The sequence below is a fragment of the Nostoc sp. UHCC 0251 genome (genome assembly GCF_034932245.1).
Lineage (GTDB): Bacteria > Cyanobacteriota > Cyanobacteriia > Cyanobacteriales > Nostocaceae > Nostoc.
In genome coordinates this window covers 1-17,389 of record NZ_JAYGHD010000085.1, presented here as the reverse complement: position 1 = coordinate 17,389, position 17,389 = coordinate 1, and the positions used below count along the sequence as shown (strand labels likewise).

19 protein-coding genes and 2 tRNA genes are annotated in these 17,389 nt (G+C 42.0%); 7 read left to right on the top strand and 14 right to left on the bottom strand.

Annotation, left to right across the window (positions count from 1 at the left end; all coding sequences use genetic code 11):
• Nucleotides 1–77: 77 nt before the first annotated feature.
• The 6 genes from VB740_RS12240 to murA all read right to left on the bottom strand — a co-directional run bounded on the left by VB740_RS12240 (nucleotide 78) and on the right by murA (nucleotide 5,401).
• The gene (locus VB740_RS12240; protein WP_323200270.1) at nucleotides 78–332 is read right to left on the bottom strand and encodes a hypothetical protein; all 255 of its coding nucleotides are present in this window, start codon (nucleotides 330–332) and stop codon (nucleotides 78–80) included.
• 32 nt (nucleotides 333–364) lie between these two features.
• Nucleotides 365–448: transfer RNA gene (locus VB740_RS12235), tRNA-Leu, on the bottom strand.
• A gap of 106 nt (nucleotides 449–554) precedes the next feature.
• Nucleotides 555–1,676, bottom strand: a complete 1,122-nt coding sequence (locus VB740_RS12230) for an alpha-hydroxy acid oxidase (RefSeq protein WP_323200269.1) — start codon at nucleotides 1,674–1,676, stop codon at nucleotides 555–557.
• Nucleotides 1,677–1,760: 84 nt separating this feature from the next.
• On the bottom strand, nucleotides 1,761–2,690 hold the full coding sequence (locus tag VB740_RS12225; RefSeq protein ID WP_323200268.1) for a hypothetical protein: 930 nt from the start codon (nucleotides 2,688–2,690) through the stop codon (nucleotides 1,761–1,763).
• Between the two features lie 176 nt (nucleotides 2,691–2,866).
• Nucleotides 2,867–3,745 (bottom strand): M48 family metallopeptidase, encoded by an 879-nt coding sequence (locus VB740_RS12220; protein ID WP_323200267.1) that lies wholly within the window; start codon nucleotides 3,743–3,745, stop codon nucleotides 2,867–2,869.
• 288 nt (nucleotides 3,746–4,033) lie between these two features.
• Nucleotides 4,034–5,401 carry a UDP-N-acetylglucosamine 1-carboxyvinyltransferase gene (gene murA / locus VB740_RS12215; RefSeq protein WP_323200272.1) on the bottom strand — a complete coding sequence of 456 codons (1,368 nt, stop codon included), beginning with the start codon at nucleotides 5,399–5,401 and terminating at the stop codon, nucleotides 4,034–4,036.
• Between the two features lie 409 nt (nucleotides 5,402–5,810).
• On the opposite strand from murA, the gene VB740_RS12210 reads away from it, so the two are divergent.
• A tRNA-Leu gene (locus tag VB740_RS12210) sits at nucleotides 5,811–5,892 on the top strand.
• 47 nt (nucleotides 5,893–5,939) lie between these two features.
• Nucleotides 5,940–6,737 carry an RNA methyltransferase gene (locus VB740_RS12205; protein ID WP_323200266.1) on the top strand — a complete coding sequence of 266 codons (798 nt, stop codon included), beginning with the start codon at nucleotides 5,940–5,942 and terminating at the stop codon, nucleotides 6,735–6,737.
• Nucleotides 6,738–6,750: 13 nt separating this feature from the next.
• On the opposite strand, the gene VB740_RS12200 is transcribed toward VB740_RS12205, so the two are convergent.
• From VB740_RS12200 to VB740_RS12190, 3 genes are all read right to left on the bottom strand, one after another.
• Complete coding sequence (locus VB740_RS12200) at nucleotides 6,751–6,999, bottom strand: hypothetical protein (RefSeq protein ID WP_323200265.1); 249 nt, start codon at nucleotides 6,997–6,999, stop codon at nucleotides 6,751–6,753.
• Nucleotides 7,000–7,186: 187 nt separating this feature from the next.
• Nucleotides 7,187–7,612: a thioesterase family protein gene (locus VB740_RS12195; protein ID WP_323200264.1), complete on the bottom strand. Its 426-nt coding sequence runs from the start codon at nucleotides 7,610–7,612 to the stop codon at nucleotides 7,187–7,189.
• 139 nt (nucleotides 7,613–7,751) lie between these two features.
• On the bottom strand, nucleotides 7,752–8,000 hold the full coding sequence (locus tag VB740_RS12190) for a hypothetical protein (protein WP_323200263.1): 249 nt from the start codon (nucleotides 7,998–8,000) through the stop codon (nucleotides 7,752–7,754).
• Between the two features lie 651 nt (nucleotides 8,001–8,651).
• On the opposite strand from VB740_RS12190, the gene VB740_RS12185 reads away from it, so the two are divergent.
• Nucleotides 8,652–8,966, top strand: coding sequence for an S-layer protein (locus VB740_RS12185; RefSeq protein WP_323200262.1), 315 nt, complete (start codon nucleotides 8,652–8,654; stop codon nucleotides 8,964–8,966).
• Between the two features lie 105 nt (nucleotides 8,967–9,071).
• Here the strand turns inward: VB740_RS12185 and VB740_RS12180 are convergent, their stop codons facing one another.
• Nucleotides 9,072–9,650: a Uma2 family endonuclease gene (locus VB740_RS12180; RefSeq protein WP_323200261.1), complete on the bottom strand. Its 579-nt coding sequence runs from the start codon at nucleotides 9,648–9,650 to the stop codon at nucleotides 9,072–9,074.
• A gap of 213 nt (nucleotides 9,651–9,863) precedes the next feature.
• Nucleotides 9,864–10,955: a 3-dehydroquinate synthase gene (gene aroB / locus VB740_RS12175; protein WP_323200260.1), complete on the bottom strand. Its 1,092-nt coding sequence runs from the start codon at nucleotides 10,953–10,955 to the stop codon at nucleotides 9,864–9,866.
• Nucleotides 10,956–11,107: 152 nt separating this feature from the next.
• On the opposite strand from aroB, the gene petL reads away from it, so the two are divergent.
• On the top strand, nucleotides 11,108–11,203 hold the full coding sequence (petL, locus tag VB740_RS12170; protein ID WP_100899295.1) for a cytochrome b6-f complex subunit PetL: 96 nt from the start codon (nucleotides 11,108–11,110) through the stop codon (nucleotides 11,201–11,203).
• 64 nt (nucleotides 11,204–11,267) lie between these two features.
• Here the strand turns inward: petL and VB740_RS12165 are convergent, their stop codons facing one another.
• Nucleotides 11,268–12,164, bottom strand: coding sequence for a DMT family transporter (locus tag VB740_RS12165; RefSeq protein WP_323200259.1), 897 nt, complete (start codon nucleotides 12,162–12,164; stop codon nucleotides 11,268–11,270).
• Between the two features lie 101 nt (nucleotides 12,165–12,265).
• On the opposite strand from VB740_RS12165, the gene VB740_RS12160 reads away from it, so the two are divergent.
• Entirely contained in the window at nucleotides 12,266–12,760 is a 495-nt protein-coding gene (locus VB740_RS12160) for a MarR family transcriptional regulator (protein ID WP_323200258.1), read from the top strand.
• 87 nt (nucleotides 12,761–12,847) lie between these two features.
• Here the strand turns inward: VB740_RS12160 and bioB are convergent, their stop codons facing one another.
• Complete coding sequence (gene bioB / locus VB740_RS12155; RefSeq protein WP_323200271.1) at nucleotides 12,848–13,855, bottom strand: biotin synthase BioB; 1,008 nt, start codon at nucleotides 13,853–13,855, stop codon at nucleotides 12,848–12,850.
• A 337-nt stretch (nucleotides 13,856–14,192) separates the two neighbouring features.
• On the opposite strand from bioB, the gene VB740_RS12150 reads away from it, so the two are divergent.
• Nucleotides 14,193–14,768, top strand: coding sequence for a GNAT family N-acetyltransferase (locus tag VB740_RS12150; protein ID WP_323200257.1), 576 nt, complete (start codon nucleotides 14,193–14,195; stop codon nucleotides 14,766–14,768).
• A gap of 148 nt (nucleotides 14,769–14,916) precedes the next feature.
• Here the strand turns inward: VB740_RS12150 and VB740_RS12145 are convergent, their stop codons facing one another.
• Nucleotides 14,917–15,588, bottom strand: coding sequence for an SMI1/KNR4 family protein (locus VB740_RS12145; protein ID WP_323200256.1), 672 nt, complete (start codon nucleotides 15,586–15,588; stop codon nucleotides 14,917–14,919).
• 122 nt (nucleotides 15,589–15,710) lie between these two features.
• Here VB740_RS12145 and VB740_RS12140 point away from each other — a divergent pair, with 122 nt between their 5' ends.
• Nucleotides 15,711–17,168, top strand: coding sequence for a protein adenylyltransferase SelO (locus tag VB740_RS12140; RefSeq protein WP_323200255.1), 1,458 nt, complete (start codon nucleotides 15,711–15,713; stop codon nucleotides 17,166–17,168).
• The last annotated feature ends 221 nt before the right edge of the window (nucleotides 17,169–17,389 follow it).

Below are 17,389 nucleotides of genomic sequence, written 5' to 3'. Positions count from 1 at the left end.
CAACGCCTTTACGTTGATACACAAGATGATTACTTTGTACAGTGCGTAAGTCCTAGAATATAGGCTCTGATTAGATTTTATTTATTATTCGACTCCATAAAAAGAACTGAGAGCCAATTTTTTTTATGAGATAAAAGCCCAAAAAATAAGGGGAAGATAAACTTATCTTCCCCTGCTCTATTATTTTTGTCATTGTTTGGTTTGTTAGCTTCTTTGAGTTTTTGCCGTAACATTTGCCTTTGTTTTTTTAGTTGCCTCTTCCTTGCAGAACCGCCTCTACCTTTATCATTTCTGCCTTCTTTACGGGGAGATTCCCATCTTTTCAGGCGCATAAGTTTTTACCTCTCTTGTACTTGTTTGGTAGTGGGCAGGAGGAGAATCGAACTCCTATGACCGCAAGGCCGCCACATTTTGAGTGTGGTGCGTCTACCAATTTCGCCACCCGCCCATATATCTCACCTTAACTAGTATACTCTAATTAAGTGATTTTGTAACAAGTCTGAAAATTAATTTTAAAAGCTTTGCTGGAATCAGAAATCTAAGAATTTTCTGGCTTAAAGGCGTGGCAGGTTCAATAAACTAGGGTCAATATCATGCAGTTTGGCACAGCCACTAAGTGCCATTGCCACATTTAACTCATCTTGTAGTAGTGAGATTACATGAGACACACCAGTTTGCCCTGCTACTGCTAGTCCCCACAAAATAGGTCGTCCGATGAGTACCGCTTTTGCTCCTAATGCCAGAGCTTTGAGGATGTCTGTGCCCCTGCGAATGCCTCCATCCAGAAGTACTTCTATTTTACCATCCACTGCTGCTACTATTTCAGCTAGGGCTTCTATTGAAGCGATCGCACCGTCGAGTTGTCTGCCACCATGATTGGAAACAACAATTGCTTTGGCCCCATATTCTACAGCCCGAACAGCATCATCTCCCCGTAAAATTCCTTTGATAACTAAAGGTAGTGGAGATAAAGATTGCAGCCATTCCAAATCTTCCCAAGTTACTGCTGGGTTGAGCTGTTGGGCAAAATAAGTAAATAATCCAGATTCGCCTTCTTCATGGGAAATATCTAGCCCTGAGATAGTGGCGAGATTAGCCAGATGTAAGTCTGAGGGTAAGGCAAACTCGTTACGTCTATCTCTTTCTCGCTGTCCGAGAACAGGTGCATCTACAGTTAGACAAAGTGCTTTGTAGCCGGCTTTATAGGCTTTTTCTACCAAAGCACGAGTTAATCCCCGATCTTTATGGATGTAAAGCTGGAACCATCGCAGAGAATCTGGAAATTTATCACATGCAGTCGCCACTTCTTCAATACTCTTTGTGGCCATTGTACTTAACACCATACCTACTCCAGCTGATGCGGCAGCTAGGGCTGTGGCCACCTCTCCGTCTGGATGGGCTAGACATTGAAAGGCCATTGGCGCAATTAATATAGGTAGTTGCAGGGGTTGTCCTAAAATGGAGGTAGTTAAATTGCGATTGCTTACATCGACTAATACACGAGGTCGCAGTTTGATTCGCTCAAAGGCAGCACAATTATCTCGTAAGCTAATTTCATCCCAAGCACCACTACTATAGTAATCAAGCGTCATTTGAGAGAGACGCTCTTTTGCTAGCTTTTCGTACTCAAACAGATTTATGGGTTGAAAGCGATGATCGTTGGGTACAACTGTCATGGTAGAGGCTGTGGGTTAAGCAATGGGATGTTTTTTAATCTGATTAGTAAAGCTGTAAAACCCAGTATCTCCGACTGCGTTTTTCTAAAGGAATCTATTTAATAATTCTTCTTTAGATAGTTGCAGTAATAAAGGAGTAAATTCTTCTGGAGATAATGCCAATAAAGCTTCAGTAATTCCTCTTAGTTCTGCATCTAAAGAACCAAAGCGAACTCGCAACAAATTCTCTATAACATTAAGACGTTCTGCTTGAATTCCTTCTTGAATTCCTTCTTGAATTCCTTCTTGAATTCCTTCTTGAATTCCTTCTTGTTTAACTTCTGCTAATTTTTGCTCGTAAATAGGTGATAAACGCATAATTAAATCTCTATCCTCTTCGTCTATATTCTGATTGAATTCTAAAGTAGTCTTTAAATTCAATAATAAATCAATTGCTTTGGAACGTAAGGGATTATTTTGGGGAAGTGCTTCTAGTTCATCTATCGCTTGTTGCTGGACTCTTCCTTTACCTAAAATTCTCAACCATAATGTTTCTTCGGTACACGGTAATTGGTGAATCACCACAATTGCTGTTCTAAAATAATCGTCTAAAAAATTTACTCCTATTCCCCAATTTTCTTCATCTAGGTTAGTTCTAAAACCATCCAATATAGATTCAGAAGCCGTGGGTGATAAAATCCACAAACGTGGTAATTCTGATTCTGTAAGCCGAGTTTTATCGCCTTTACCTTGACGCTTTACTTCAGCAAAGATATCAAACAACTTATTTATACAACTGCGAATTTCCGCAATTGTAGCTGCATTTCTAAATGGTTCAACTAATGCAGGTTCAGCCGCAAATTTTCCTAACAGCCCTAATTCTATTGTATTTGTCGATTGGGGCGAAGGTACAAAATAAACATCAATCTCTCGGATTTGGGCTGGAACTTTCCGACTTGTTTCCACTTCTCCCAATGGTTGTAACAATTCTTTAAGATAGTCTTTGGCGAACTGGTCGTAAGGAAACCTAGTCATTAGCTGATTTTTTGGCTGTACCAGCATTTTACATTACAGTGAATCGCCCACAGCTTGCCTAAAAACTTTAGTAAGTGCGATGTCTACGACGGGCTGCGCCAACGCATGAGCGAAACATCTGGAGTATTGTAAGCTAAAACACATCTAATTTAGATAACCAAATTTCATTAGTCGTTCTACCAGTTTCGCCATCCCCCTTTGGGTGCAACTTCATTACTTGTAGACTTCAGTCCATGACTTTGGATTAAAGATTGATATTCTGTACTGCTTGCCCAACGGTCAATTTCTCGCGCCCGCAGCACTGGCACTGGATGGGTTAATTGGGCTGTGCGGGCAGCTTTGACCATTTCACCTAGTTCGGTCTTGCTAATATCATCGTAAGCGCGGGCTTGGGCAACAAAGGCATCAAGATTCAGTTGTGGCGCTAAGGTGGGGGAACCACCCGCCAGCTTCATCAACACTGACATGACAACTTTGGGGTCTTGGGTTGCTAGTAATGCGGCGCGATCGCAGGTAAACTCAGCACAGCGTACCCATTCTAAAAGCTGTGCTTGTATCGCTTGAGCAACGAAAGTTCCAACATTGGGCACAATCGCCGCAGCTAATATTAATAAATTTACAGGCGTCAAATAAACGCTATGGTCACACTTGAGATGCCCCAACTCGTGGGCAATTACTGCCTGTATTTCCTCTGGTGTGAGGATATCAATTAGAGATGTGTGTATTACAACAAACGGCTGCTTACCCCGCACAGCAAAAGTATAGGCGTTGGGAGCCGGATGTTGGCGGACGTACAACTGGGGAGGCTCTATATCTAGGATTTTACAGGCATCTAATAACAGCTTGTATAAATCGGGCAGTTGCTTTTCACCCACCAGAATGCTGGAGGCAATATTTTCCACATAGAAAACCTGCTCTGCCATTGGTCCAAGCCAATTTCGTACCAACATATCTATGCCTGGTATTTGCTTGAGCGTTTTGGTAGCTTCCAGGTCTAATGGATGACGAAATGAGTCAGCTTTTAAACCAATCAGCGGGGTTTTGAAGAAGGACATAGTGCAGCAAGCTATAAAAAACACAACTATAGAATCTGGCTGGTTAGATAAACAGCCACCCACAGTTAGTATAACGATTTAACTAGGCTGGACAGGGGGAACAAAGGGAGAAAATTTTACCTTGTTCTCCTTGTTCCCGCCTCAGTCTCAACAAAGAGGCAGGGGGCAGAGAGAAAGAGGACAGGGGGCAGGGAGAAAAGGGGAAAAAGAACCTGCATCAAGTTTTTGACTTTCCCCCTGCTCCCTGCCCCCTGCCCCCTTGCTTCTTCCTGCTCCCTTGCCTCTTCTTCAACTCGACAGGCTACTGATGGTGGAAGCGATTTCTGCATCTGCTGATGTTTCACCCACACGCAGGATTTTAGCGCCCAATTGCTGCAACTTCACATCGAGCCGATCATAGCCGCGATCGAGGTGCTGTAATCCTTGAATTGTGGTTTTTCCTTCTGCCGCCAGTCCTGCTATGACTAGCGCTGCCGATGCTCGTAAGTCCGTACCTAATACTGGTGCGCCAGACAATTTCGGTACTCCCCGAACGAAAGCAGCGTTGCCTTTAACACGAATGTCTGCCCCCAAGCGATTCAACTCTGAGGCATGACGCAAGCGATTTTCAAAGACAGATTCGTTAATTACGCTGTCGCCTTCTGCCACTGCCAGCAAAGCCATGAATGGCGCTTGCATATCTGTGGGAAAACCTGGATGATATTGAGTTTCAATATCCGTTGCCTTAAGGCTTTCCGCTGGCAGAATACGTAAGTGTTCAGGCTTTTCCTCAATTATTGTCACTCCAATATCCCGCAGCTTGGCAATCACTGGTATGAGATGTTCTGGAGCAACAGGTGATAGAAGAAGTTCGGAACGGGTAATTGCTGCTGCTAGCAAAAACGTCCCGGCCTCAATGCGATCGGGAATGATACTGTAGTCAACAGAATGTAATTTGGGGACTCCTTCGATAATAATTCTGCTAGTCCCCGCCCCCTTAATCTTCGCTCCCATCGCGTTACAGAAGTTAGCTAAATCAACTACTTCCGGTTCTCTGGCAGCATTTTCGATGATCGTTTCGCCCTCTGCCAGGGTAGCCGCCATCATCAAGTTTTCCGTAGCTCCGACACTGGCGATATCTAAGTAAATCTTTGCACCTTGTAATCTCCGGCTACTGCCAGGTACGTAGGCATTACAAATGCCATGCTCAATTTGTACTTCCGCTCCCATTGCTTGCAGTCCTCGAACATGCAAGTCAACTGGTCTTGCCCCAATAGCACAACCACCGGGTAACGGCATCTGTGCTACTCCCAATCTTGCCAGAATGGCACCAATGGCGAAGAAACTCGCCCTCAGTTGGGTAACTAGTTCGTAGGGAGCTTTTGATGTTTTAATTTCGCTAGCGTTGATGTCTAAAATATCGCCTTGTCGCGTTAAGGTTACACCCAAAGCCGATAATACCTGACCCATCCGGTCTACATCCGCCAATAAGGGGACATTGCGGATACGACAATCGCCCGGACACAGCAAGGCTCCAGCCATGATTACTAGTGCTGCATTTTTTGCCCCGCTAATTTTCACATGACCTCGCAAAGGATGCCCACCCCAAATTTGCAAGACTGAGGAGTCTGCTTCTGGAGCAATTTTGGCATCTGGTAAGCTGGTAGAAGGATTGATAAGCCTACCTCCAAAAGTAATACGTATTTTATATGTTTGAAGTTGGTTTTGATTCTACAGTAAAGATTCAAATTGTCCACATTTTAGAACACTATATTGCATAAAAAAATTGTTTTTTGGTGAAAAAGAGTGGCTGAAAGCCAACAACAGCAGGCACTTTGAGCTTTTGAAAAAATTAATAAAAATGAACGAATGAGTAGTAGTTTTAAGCTAAATTAAATACTCAGTAAAATAACTTAAGTGTTCTCTAAAAACCCATGCTGTACTTTTCAGTTAATATTTTGATTTGACCCAATGCCCTGAAAAACTTGTTTCCAGTCTGAGCCTCTTAAAGGAGCCGTTATGTTTTAACTTGACAAAGGTAAAACATAACGCAATAATAGGAAATTGTCGATAAAGATAAATGCCAGCGGAACTGGCGGAATTGGCAGACGCGCTAGATTCAGGTTCTAGTGCCGCAAGGCTTCCGGGTTCAAGTCCCGGGTTCCGCATATAAATTTTGGATTTTCGATTAATCCAAAATCCAAAATTAAAAATCGTGTTGACCAGTTTACAAAATTCCCTAGTCAAGCAAATCCGCAAGCTCCACTCCACCAAGGAGCGGCACAAGCAGCAGTTATTTTTACTAGAAGGGACACACCTGTTAGAAGAAGCTTGTGCGGTAAATTACCCACTTGAAACAGTGTGTTGTACTCCAGAATGGCAAGCAAATCACTCCTCACTCTGGGAAGAAGCTTGTAGCCGATGCGATCGCGCCGAAATTGTGAGTAAAGAAATCTTGGATGCGATCGCTACCACAGTCCAACCCGATGGTGTGGTTGCAACGGCAAAACGAAGCGATCGCCAAACTCAATTAGCATTTACTGGTATAATTCTGGCTTTAGAAACCGTGCAAGATCCCGGCAACCTCGGTACGATGATCCGCGCTGCTGCTGCTGCTGGAGCATCGGGGTTGTGGGTAAGTGCAGATAGTGTAGATTTAGACAGTCCCAAAGTTCTCCGGGCTTCAGCAGGGCAATGGTTTCGCCTACCAACAGCCGTAACCGAAGATTTAAAAGCTACAGTTCAACAAAGTCAGCAGGCAGGAATGCAGGTAGTGGCAACCTTACCCAGTGCGACTTTAACTTATTGGGAAGTGGATTGGCGCAAACCCAGTTTGATTTTACTGGGAAATGAGGGGGCTGGATTGTCGGCAGATTTAGCAGCGATCGCAGATAAGCAAGTAAGAATTCCTCTGAGTCCTGGGGTGGAATCTTTGAATGTGGCGATCGCAGCTGCTTTAATGTTGTACGAAGCTCGGCGTCAAATGAGTCAAGAGTTAGGGGTTAGTAGTTAAAACTTAGAAGTCATCAATTTTCTTTAGTTTTTGTTATTTCTTCAAGATATTGTTCAATATCAGCAACTGCATCTTCAAGAGCGGCTAAATCAATATTTGTCAATTCTTGATCGAGTTCGACTTCACTGAGACTACTAGTATGCGATTGTAGGATTTCTTCTTCCTCAGTTGAACTTTCTTGTAAGATATCCTCCAACTGTTCAAGGGATTCTTGAAATACGTGATCGGCGCCGTGGCGCTGTTGTGGCTGACTTTGCTCCATAATATTGGCTTGAAAATCCTGATTTACTAAGCTAATTTTGATTGCAATTACTACAAATTTAAATTTTGCACTTATAACATCATAGTTGTGTATTCTTGATCCTCAACATTACCTGGGAAACAAAATCAATCATTTGTTTTTCATTAGAAAAATTAAGATTGATTAAATGGTGAATAACTAACCATTTTTAGGTTGTAACACCTGGGTTTTGGATTTGCAAAAATTTGTCTAACATTACACTAGGAATTGGTTTTGGGCGCATTGTCTGTGCATCCACCCAAACCCATAGCGCCTCTGCCGTTACTAACAAATTATCTTGGTTTTGTTTACGAATCTCGTAGCATCGGAAGGCACGAGTCCCGCGCATTTCCTTCAACCAGGTAGTGACTTCTAGGGTATCGCCTGCTACTGCTGGGCGTAAATAGTCAATTTCTACCCGCCGCATGACAAATACGCCACCTACTTGTCGATATACATCCAAAGTTAAGCCCAGGTATTCTGAATGCTCGATGGCTGCTTGTTCTAGATAATTTTGGTAGACAGCGTTATTTACATGCCCAAGGGCGTCCATCTCATAGTGTCGGACGCGTAGCAAAGTTTTGAACGGTAGCATAGTTTAGTTGGTAGTGCGGCGCTGTTTTTTACTCTATATTAAGTTTTTCTATTTCAGTGCCTTTACTACCTCATGCGTAGGCATTGCCTGTTCGCGTTCAGGGCTAGTAGTAATTTTTAATGGCTCAACCACCTTGATTTTATATGGCTCTGCGCTCTTGAGGGGCACACCACTGAGCTATTAGTTCAATTCGTGCTTGCTGGATTAATTCCAAAACTTGTGATTGATTACAACCATAGGTAGATGCTAACAATTCCTCACCTTGTTTTTTTGCATCGTCGGCTGATGCACCAAAGGTCATGATTTCTTCGTCTTGATTGGCTGTAATTCTCTCAACTGAAATGATACAGATATATTTCGGTTCATTATGTCTTATTTGCTGCACCATTATTTACCTACCTTTTTACTGTTAATTGTGTCTATTTTCAAGTCTAGATAAATCACGAGTAAAAGTGAAACATCGTCAAGTTTTAAGTAGTTTTGATTTGAAAACACTAACTTTTATACCTAATTAAGACAACGTTAAGAATTTTCTCAAAATCGCCAAATTTTCGAGTGTAAACAGTTACGTATGGGAAAATTAATTTAAGCATCAACAAATATCTTTTTGTAAATTTTTGTTCGTTTTTTAGATTTCAGTAATGCCTAGCAGCTTACATGCATTGGCACTCGCTGCATGAATGAATTTAAATCTCTGTAGGTTAATCTCTGGGATTCAGTAAATAAAGGCTGATCCCTCTAAAGATTAACTTTTATTTACTCAATACAGGCTTAATGGATTGAGTCAGCGCAAGTTTAATAAAAATTGGAGGTTATAAAATGGCAATTCGGAATAACTTATTTAGCAATTTTTGGCAAAAAGTACAAAAAGATTCAGTTAGTTGGGGATCATTAGCTCTTTGGATCAGTGCATTAGTTGTTATGTTAGTAATGCTTACCATGTTTTCTAACGCTTAATCTTAGCAAGTTGATTCTAGTTCCTGGGCAACAGCCTGGGAACTAACATAGGGTAGACTTTCATCCCCAGAAGACTCAAATTATGAACTGGAAACTTCTGGTAACATCTGTGGTGCTAGCTACTACTAGCTTTGTTACCCCTGTTAAATCTCAAGAACCTACAACCAACACTCCAGCAAAATCGAATCAAGTTTTGAATGCTTGTATCCAAAATCAAGCAGAAACTTTACCAAATCCCTTTACTGATGTGCCATCAGACCATTGGGCTTTTAAAGCAGTTATAACTATGCACTACTGCGGCGCATTCCGCAAAGCTACGCCACCAGCTTTATTTCAAAAATTGCAACCAACAAATAGCCAGCAGCAACCGCAGAAAGAACCGCAGTTTCAAAAATAGGGTGTTGCTGGATAAAGATATAAAAGTTTGAGTAGCAAAAAGCCGCCGATTCAAATTTCGATGGACGTTGAGATGAAGAGAATTGTGGTAAATGTAAAAAGTTTACTATTCGGTATCTAATGGTATTTTTGCCTTTTGAAACACCTGCTCAACAGTAAATTCCAATCCCTTAAATAAAGAATCTTTGAGTAATTCTTCTCCCATATAAGTTTGTGGTGCTGCATCTGGATAAAAAACAGTAATGCTTCTCGCTTTACTATCTACCACCCACACCCGCAACACCTTAGCATCTAAATAGTCTTTAGCTTTAGCCGCCATTTGTCCAAAGGTTTGTCCGGGCGAAATAATCTCAATTACCAAATCAGGAGGAACAGGACAAGCTTCGTCTTCATCCCAGTTGGCGGGTAAACGTTCATTAGAGATATATAAAATATCTGGAATTGGCATCCAATCTCGCCCCCGACGGGTTAATGCAACAGCCCATTCCGGGCAAACTTCTCCTTTGGCTTCACACGATTGCTCAATCAAATTGAGAAGCACGCGGGTAAGTTTTGCGTGAAAAAATTTTGGTGACATTTTAGGAATTGCTTGACCATCAACAAGTTCATAAGTTACATCTCCCTCACCTGGAGAAAGATTTAAGAACTCTTGCAAGGTTAATTGATTTTTAGCTTGGAGTATCATGGCTCATTAATTCGTAATTCGTAATACTTCGGCTCCCTTCGGCTTCTCTGCGAGACGCTACGCGTTAACGGAGCTTTCGCTTTAGCGATACGCTCAGGGCAAGACGCTCAGTACAAGTTCGTAATTTGTAATTGAAGAACAGAGCAACTAATTATTATTCTGACTCCTGTTAGCGGATAGCTAAGGTTTAGCCCATTATGACTCCTGAATTCTTCACATTCCCCGCAAAACTTGCCGAATGATATCTGATGGCACTTCATCAGTAACTGTTACTACACCAATCTCTGTTGGTAAAACGAACCGCACTTTCCCCGCTTTGACTTTCTTATCTAATTGCAACGCGTCAATAATTGCTTCAATATCTACCCCAGATGGTAACTGAGTCGGTAAACCTGCTTTTTGAATTAAAGCATTTTGACGTTCTGTGTCAACATTTTGCCACAGTCCCAATTCCACAGCAATTTGACCGGCTGCTACCATGCCAATGGCCACTGCTTCACCATGATTTACTAGACGATAACCAGTCAAACTTTCTACTGCATGACCGATAGTATGTCCATAGTTGAGAATCGCCCGCAATCCGCCTTCTTTCTCATCTTTGCTAACAACATCAGCTTTAGCTTGACAAGACCGCACCAATATGGAATGTATCAGGTCAGGTTTTACATAGCGGAGTTGGTCTAGACGTTTACTTGCTTCCAACTGAGCAAACAATTCGGCATCCCAAATTACACCATATTTAATAACTTCTGCCATTCCTGCCCGAAACTCGCGCATAGGAAGAGTTTTTAACACTTCTGGGTCAATCAAAACCAAACGCGGTTGATGGAATGCCCCAATCAAGTTTTTCCCGTGGGGATGATTCACGCCAGTTTTGCCACCAATTGCCGAATCTACCATCGCTAAGAGAGTGGTAGGCACTTGGACAACATTAATACCGCGCAGCCAAGTTGCAGCTGCAAAGCCAGTCATATCGCCAATTACACCTCCGCCCAAAGCCACCATAGTCGAAGAACGTTCTAGGCGGTTTTCTAAGGCGATATCGTAAAGTTTTTGGATGGAATTGAGGGTTTTATAGCGTTCCCCAGGTGGTAGGGTGCAGCTAGCAACTTCAAATCCAGCAGATGTCAGGGATGTAATTGCTCTTTCCCCAAAATGCTTAAAAATCGTCGGATTAGAAACCAGCAATACCTTCTTGCCTAGCTTCAGACTGGCCATCTGCTGACCCAGTTGATCTAAACTCGAAGGTGCAATCGCAATCTCATAAGACTGCTCTGGTAAATTCACATTAATTACAGAAGTCATTGCCTAACCCCTAACAAGCGCCCGTGGGCTGTATTCTATCGCAATCTGGGGATTGGGGATTGGCGACTGAAGATTAGGGAAAAGTTTTCCAATGCCCAATGCCCAACAACTAATGATTCAATAGATTTAGAAAGTATTGTGGAGAAACATAAATGTTTGCAATTGTAGCTTACATCGGCTTTTTAGCTTTGTTCTTTGGTTTGGCTGTCGGTCTGCTGTTCGGTTTGCGGACTGCCAAAATAATTTAACCAAGAGATACATTCAACGTATCAACCGATGATTGAAGGACGGGCATTCTGTCTGTCCCTCAATTCATAACAAGTTTCGCTTCAAAGTAGTCGAACGATCGCTCAATCGATTAGTTTGTTGTCCCACTAAAACACTCACTAGTACGATCGCTCCTCCACTCAGTTGAATTGGTGTTAGTGTTTGATGTAACACCAGAAATCCCATCAGTGTTGCAACTACCGGACTCATCAATCCCAAGGAAGAAACAGCAGTTGCTTTTAATCGTTCAATTCCCCGAAACCAAAGCATATAAGCTAACCCAGTTCCCACCACACCCAAATAGACAAATCCCAATAGGTTTGTCGCACTCAGGTTAGTCAACGGTTTTTCAACAACTAGGGCAATAGGTAAAAGAATCATCCCGCCGATCGCCAATTGCCATGCCGTAAACACCAGCAGAGAAACTGGACGTTTCCAGCGTTTGGTTAATGTAGTTCCTAAGCCCATTGTTACTGCTCCTGCGATCGCAGCGACAATTCCGATCCAATCAAGACGAGCCGTTGGACTGAGAACCAATAAACCAACGCCAATAAATCCGGTAATGGCAGCGATAATCGCTCGTTTTGATGGTTTATCGCCCAGTAATAGCCACGAAAATATCACTACTAACAACGGTTGAATTGCTCCGGCTGTTGCTGCTACTCCACCGGGAAGACGATAGGCTGCCACAAACAGTAAAGCTTGGAAAATACCAATATTCAACCCTCCCAGCAGCAAAATGCGCCACCACCAAATCCCTTTGGGGAGTTGTCGCAAACTTGCGGTTAAAAAAATACCAATGGGTAGCGATCGCAAAGCTGCAACTAACAACGGATGATTCGGTGGCAAAAGTTCGGTTGCCACAATGTATGTAGTTCCCCAGATTGCTGGTGCTAAAGCTGTCAGCCAAATATCAAACCTTCCGGCAGTCTTTATCTTCATAAAATTTATCTCGACATCAAGATACTTGATATCGAGATTTTAGCATTTATCTTGATGTTAAGATATTTGATATCAAGAAACTTGCATCAGCAATCAGCGCAATGGCTTCCGATTCAGTCGATATGATTTTGGCGCAATGGCAACGTGAGCGTCCTGATTTGGACGTATCGCCAATGGGAGTAATTGGGCGGATGGGACGGGTAGCCAAGCATTTTGAACACGCAATCCAAGAGACGTTTTCTCAGTTTGGTCTGAATCTTGGGGAATTTGATGTGTTAGCTACCTTACGTCGCTCTGGTGCTCCTTACCAGCTATCACCAACCGCTTTGTTTAACACTTTGATGGTTTCATCCGGCACAATGACCCATCGCGTTGACCAACTGGAGAAAGCTGGGTTGGTACAAAGAATTCCTGATCCGAGCGATCGGCGCGGTACTTTAATTACATTGACAGAAGAAGGTTTCAACTTAATTGAGAAAGCCGTAGAAGCTCATGTTGCCAATGAGCATCGCATCCTCAATGTTTTGGAGCAGTCAGAGCGGGAATTACTTATTGTGCTGTTAAGAAAGCTCTTGACTTCATTTGAAGGAGAATAGCGGCTACCTTTTTCAAGAAGGGCATAACAAAAAACATTTAGTCTGGATCTAAATCCTTGACTAAATGTTTTTCACGAAATCAAATATTTATCCTACAATAGCGGGACTTGCTACTTTCTCCTGCCTTTGGGAAGGCGGACGCATTCCCAAACCAAGTAAATTCAGCATTTCTCGATCGCTATCGTAATCTGGACAGGGAGTTGTCACCGTCAACATTTTGTTGTCGTCGCTAGAAAAGATAGAATTGGCTCCTGCCATAAAGCAGAAAGCTTGTTCAACTTGAGAAAGTCTAGCCCTACCGGCACTCAGACGCACATCAGAAGCTGGCATTAAAATTCTGGCTGTGGCAATCATCCGCACAATATCCCAAATGGGGACATCAGGCTGATCTTCTAAGGGTGTACCCGGTACTTGGGAGAGAATATTAATTGGCACAGACTCTGGATGCGGATGTAAGTTTGCCAGAGTTTGTAACATCCCAACCCGGTCATCGACAGTTTCGCCCAAACCCAGGATACCGCCGGAACATACGGTAACATTTGTCTGACGGACATTCTCGATTGTGTTCAAGCGATCGCTATAAGTTCTCGTGGTAATAATTGTGCTGTAATATTCCTGCGAGGTATCTAAGTTATGGTTGTAGGCGTAAAGTCCCGCTTCTTCTAATTTCTTGGCCTGATTTGCCGTCAACATACCCAGAGTGCAGCACACTTCTAAACCCATTGCGGTTACATCCTTGACCATTTCCAGGACTTCCTCAAATTGTGAGTTATCCCGCACTTCGCGCCAAGCAGCACCCATGCAGATGCGACTAACACCAGTTTCTTTCGCTTTCTGAGCGATGTTAACTACCGTTTCCTTTTCTAGGAGTGCTTCCGCCTTTACCTCTGTTTTATAGCGGGAAGATTGGGCACAGTAGCTGCAATCTTCTGGACAACCTCCCGTTTTAATAGATATAAGCTTACAAACTTGTATTTTTGTTGGGTCATGATATTGGCGATGCACGCTAGCAGCTTGATAAATCAGCTCTAGCAATGGCGTGTTGTATATCGTCCGAATTTCTAATTCCTGCCAATCGTAGCGTATTCCCACCACATCACTATCCTTCTTGTAGACTGGGTTAAATCTTGAGCTGTCTTTTGGTTGAATTTCCTGCGGTACAGCGTTTGGGCAAAGCGATTTCATCGAAGTTATGCCGCGTACTGTGCTTTATCACCCATTGGCTCTCAATCCTTCCGCTCTAGATATTAGACATCAGCTTATCAAGATTTTGGATGAATGGCAGATTATCAGCATAAATACTTACCCTATCATTGGACATTGGGCAGTTGTACTGATAATGAGACAGTTAATCTTATTGCTGCTGCTAAAGCGTAGGTATGAGAGAATTTATAAAATTTAGAGAATGTGCTGGGAAGATATACCGTCGATTATGATATCAGAACTGCCACTAATTACAAGCGATCGCCTATTATTACGAGCTGCAACTCATGAAGATATACCCCAAATTCTCAAATACTTCATTTCTAACAAAACTTATCTCACTCCATTTTATCCTCTTTGGGCTGATGGGTTTTTCACTGAAGAATATTGGCAGTATCAGATAGAGAATATTTTTCTAGAATTTATTAATGGGCAATCATTAAAACTATTTATTTTTACTAAAAAAAATCCCACTATAATTATTGGAACGATTAATTTTAGTAATTTTGTCAGAGGAGCCGCTCATTTTTGCTACGTGGGTTATAGCCTTGCTGAAAATCAACAAGGTAAAGGATATATGACAGAAGGGCTAAAAGTCGCAACTCAGCATCTCTTTCAAGAGTTAAATTTTCACCGAGTTATGGCTAATTATATGCCTCATAATCGGCGCAGTGGTAATGTCCTCAAAAGTCTAGGTTTTGTCATTGAAGGATATGCTAGAGACTATTTATTAATTAATGGACAATGGGAAGATCATATTATGACAAGTCTCACAAATCCTAATTGGCAAGCACCTAAATTTTAAAGTAATTCATAATTGAATTATTATGGTTATAAATTCCAAAATAATTCTAGATCATAATGTTTTCCAATTTACCTAGTGATTCACCAAAAATTACGAATTACGTTAGCGCAGCGTTAGCGAGTCTTCGAGCGTCATTACGAATTACGAATTACGAAGACTGGCGGATTTGCTCCAAACTTCGGTTGAGCCAGTCTTCATACCAATCATAAAAACTCAAAGGCTGCTCCTGTCCGCTATCTGGATGGAAATCATCAGGGTCGGTGTCATGGAAAGCATGACAAAAATTCAAAGAAGCAGGATATATTCCATTATCATTAGTACGATCATCTATCCAAATTTTTCCTGGCTGCTCTCCAGTAATGACTAACATCGCATAAATTCCACAACCATAATTTGTAATAGTGAGAGTACCCTGGATAAACTTATCATCGAAATAGTCATCATTGTTGGTAACAGAACCCGTATTATTCGTTACAATCAAAGCCAAATCATTCCATGCTTCTGTTAAAGGAAATGGTTTAGAGAGAATTTTGTAGTTTTCTTGGTATAGTTTTTCTGAGATCACATCTTCAGATTTAATTCCCGACAGTCCAGATAAACCGTATCCTGGCCCTGCACCACCATTACCAACTTCTAAGAGAAAGTTTCGATATTCACTTGGTAGCGTAATATTATATCTAGTTTCAAACGCTTGAATATCTTTGTTACTCAAGCAAGGTTTGAATTGATATTGGTGTGATTCTGAGCCAAAAACCTCAAATGTAGCGTCTAAAATAGCTAATTGAGTTAACTTTTTCTTTAATTGCAAAACTTTATCCATTATGCGCTCTAAATTTTAATGGTGACGCTGCGATATTTTAGATATGGGCCGCTTTTTGCGTCTATGCTGATGCTGAAGCCAGAGGTAGTATTAAGAGAAGAATGAATTAAGCTTTGCTCGTAATGACTCTGGCTGAAACTCCAAACTACAAAAATTCTAACAATCCTTTTCTCTCCCTCAACTACGAAAGCGCCTTGGAATCTCTAGGCGATGACTATTACGACGAGGTTGCAGCAGAAGAATTTCCCCAACACCTCCTGCGTTGGCGTAACGATGCACTACTACCCCGCTTGGGTTTAGACCCTCAAGTAGTCAAAGATGAAGATTTTATCACAGCCTTTGGCAAATTTCAGGGGCGTAAACCCTTGTTGGCATTACGTTACCACGGCTATCAATTTGGTGAATATAACAGACAGTTAGGTGATGGCAGAGGCTTCCTCTACGGGCAAGTGCGCGCCACTGATGGCGAATTGTACGATTTTGGCACGAAAGGTTCTGGGAGAACGCCTTACTCCCGTGGTGGCGATGGTATGCTGACGCTCAAAGGTGGGGTGCGGGAAGTTCTGGCTGCGGAAGCACTACACCACTTGGGTGTACGTACCTCGCGCTGTCTGACCATGATTGAAACAGGTTTACCCCTCTGGCGGGGAGATGAACCTTCGCCTACTCGCTCATGTGTGATGATTAGAATGAGCAGTTCTCATATTCGGTTTGGCACTTTTGAGCGACTGCATTTTTTCCAGCGTCCAGATTTAACTAAGAAGTTATTAGACCACGTAATTGAGCAGTATTATCGACATTTAAGTGCCGAACAAAATAAATATGCCTTGTTTTACGCCGAATTAGTGAAACGAGTTGCAGAATTAGTAGCGCAGTGGATGGCGGCTGGCTTTTGTCATGCAGTCCTAAATACTGACAATATGTCAATTACGGGAGAGAGTTTTGACTATGGCCCTTACGCGTTTATCCCAACTTATAACCCATCCTTTATAGCTGCATATTTTGACTATTATGGACGCTACTGTTACGGTAATCAACCAAGTGTTTGTAAGTTGAATTTACAAATGCTCCAGGAACCTTTAAAGGCGATTATCGATAAAGAGGAAATGGAAGCTGGATTAGCAATGTTTGATGAGTATTATCAACCTGAATACAGCTCTTTGATGTTGAAAAAGTTAGGTTTTGAGGATTTGCCACATCCACAAGCTGAGGAACTGTTAAATCTAACGGTTGAATTTTTGAAAGATAGCCAAGTTGGTTATCACCAATTTTTTTATGAGATGGCTCGGACTTTTTCATCGAAATGGCGAGATGAACCAGGTTTTGTGATGAATAGTTCAGATATTGTGCCAGTACCGGGTGCGTCAGGAATTTTTGATGATTGGTGCATACTGTATCATAAAATTTTGAATGATTTGGAGAGCGATCGCATTGATGTAATTGCTCAAACTCTAACTGTTCATAATCCGAAAACTGCATTATTAAGACCTGTAATTGAATCTATTTGGGAACCAATTGCTCAGGAAGATAATTGGCAACCTTTTTATGATTTAGTTCAGCAAATTCAGTCTAAAAAATAGTAAAGTTACAGCGATTTTCTTTTTCAGACCGACAGATGATTTAGCTTAAATCTGCTGTAATTGACACGACGAATAACCTAATAAGAGACGTTGGAATTCAACGTCTCTATAAACCAATACGGTTTAGTTAATGATAATTGTAGGTTGGGTTAAACGAAGTGAAACGCAACATTTCCGGGAGTTTGTTGGGTTTCGTTCCTCAACCCAACCTACGCAGTTTA

Excerpts from the sequence above, each read along its gene's own strand:
- VB740_RS12185 (WP_323200262.1), top strand. The coding sequence starts at position 8,652 with ATGAACTGGAAACTTCTGGTAACATCTGTGGTGCTAGCTACTACTAGC.
- VB740_RS12165 (WP_323200259.1), bottom strand. The coding sequence starts at position 12,164 with ATGAAGATAAAGACTGCCGGAAGGTTTGATATTTGGCTGACAGCTTTA.
- VB740_RS12190 (WP_323200263.1), bottom strand. The coding sequence starts at position 8,000 with ATGGTGCAGCAAATAAGACATAATGAACCGAAATATATCTGTATCATT.
- petL (WP_100899295.1), top strand. The coding sequence starts at position 11,108 with ATGTTTGCAATTGTAGCTTACATCGGCTTTTTAGCTTTGTTCTTTGGT.
- VB740_RS12140 (WP_323200255.1), top strand. The coding sequence starts at position 15,711 with ATGACTCTGGCTGAAACTCCAAACTACAAAAATTCTAACAATCCTTTT.
- aroB (WP_323200260.1), bottom strand. The coding sequence starts at position 10,955 with ATGACTTCTGTAATTAATGTGAATTTACCAGAGCAGTCTTATGAGATT.
- VB740_RS12180 (WP_323200261.1), bottom strand. The coding sequence starts at position 9,650 with ATGATACTCCAAGCTAAAAATCAATTAACCTTGCAAGAGTTCTTAAAT.
- VB740_RS12240 (WP_323200270.1), bottom strand. The coding sequence starts at position 332 with ATGCGCCTGAAAAGATGGGAATCTCCCCGTAAAGAAGGCAGAAATGAT.
- VB740_RS12225 (WP_323200268.1), bottom strand. The coding sequence starts at position 2,690 with ATGACTAGGTTTCCTTACGACCAGTTCGCCAAAGACTATCTTAAAGAA.
- VB740_RS12160 (WP_323200258.1), top strand. The coding sequence starts at position 12,266 with ATGGCTTCCGATTCAGTCGATATGATTTTGGCGCAATGGCAACGTGAG.
- VB740_RS12195 (WP_323200264.1), bottom strand. The coding sequence starts at position 7,612 with ATGCTACCGTTCAAAACTTTGCTACGCGTCCGACACTATGAGATGGAC.
- VB740_RS12145 (WP_323200256.1), bottom strand. The coding sequence starts at position 15,588 with ATGGATAAAGTTTTGCAATTAAAGAAAAAGTTAACTCAATTAGCTATT.
- VB740_RS12150 (WP_323200257.1), top strand. The coding sequence starts at position 14,193 with ATGATATCAGAACTGCCACTAATTACAAGCGATCGCCTATTATTACGA.
- VB740_RS12230 (WP_323200269.1), bottom strand. The coding sequence starts at position 1,676 with ATGACAGTTGTACCCAACGATCATCGCTTTCAACCCATAAATCTGTTT.
- VB740_RS12220 (WP_323200267.1), bottom strand. The coding sequence starts at position 3,745 with ATGTCCTTCTTCAAAACCCCGCTGATTGGTTTAAAAGCTGACTCATTT.
- VB740_RS12200 (WP_323200265.1), bottom strand. The coding sequence starts at position 6,999 with ATGGAGCAAAGTCAGCCACAACAGCGCCACGGCGCCGATCACGTATTT.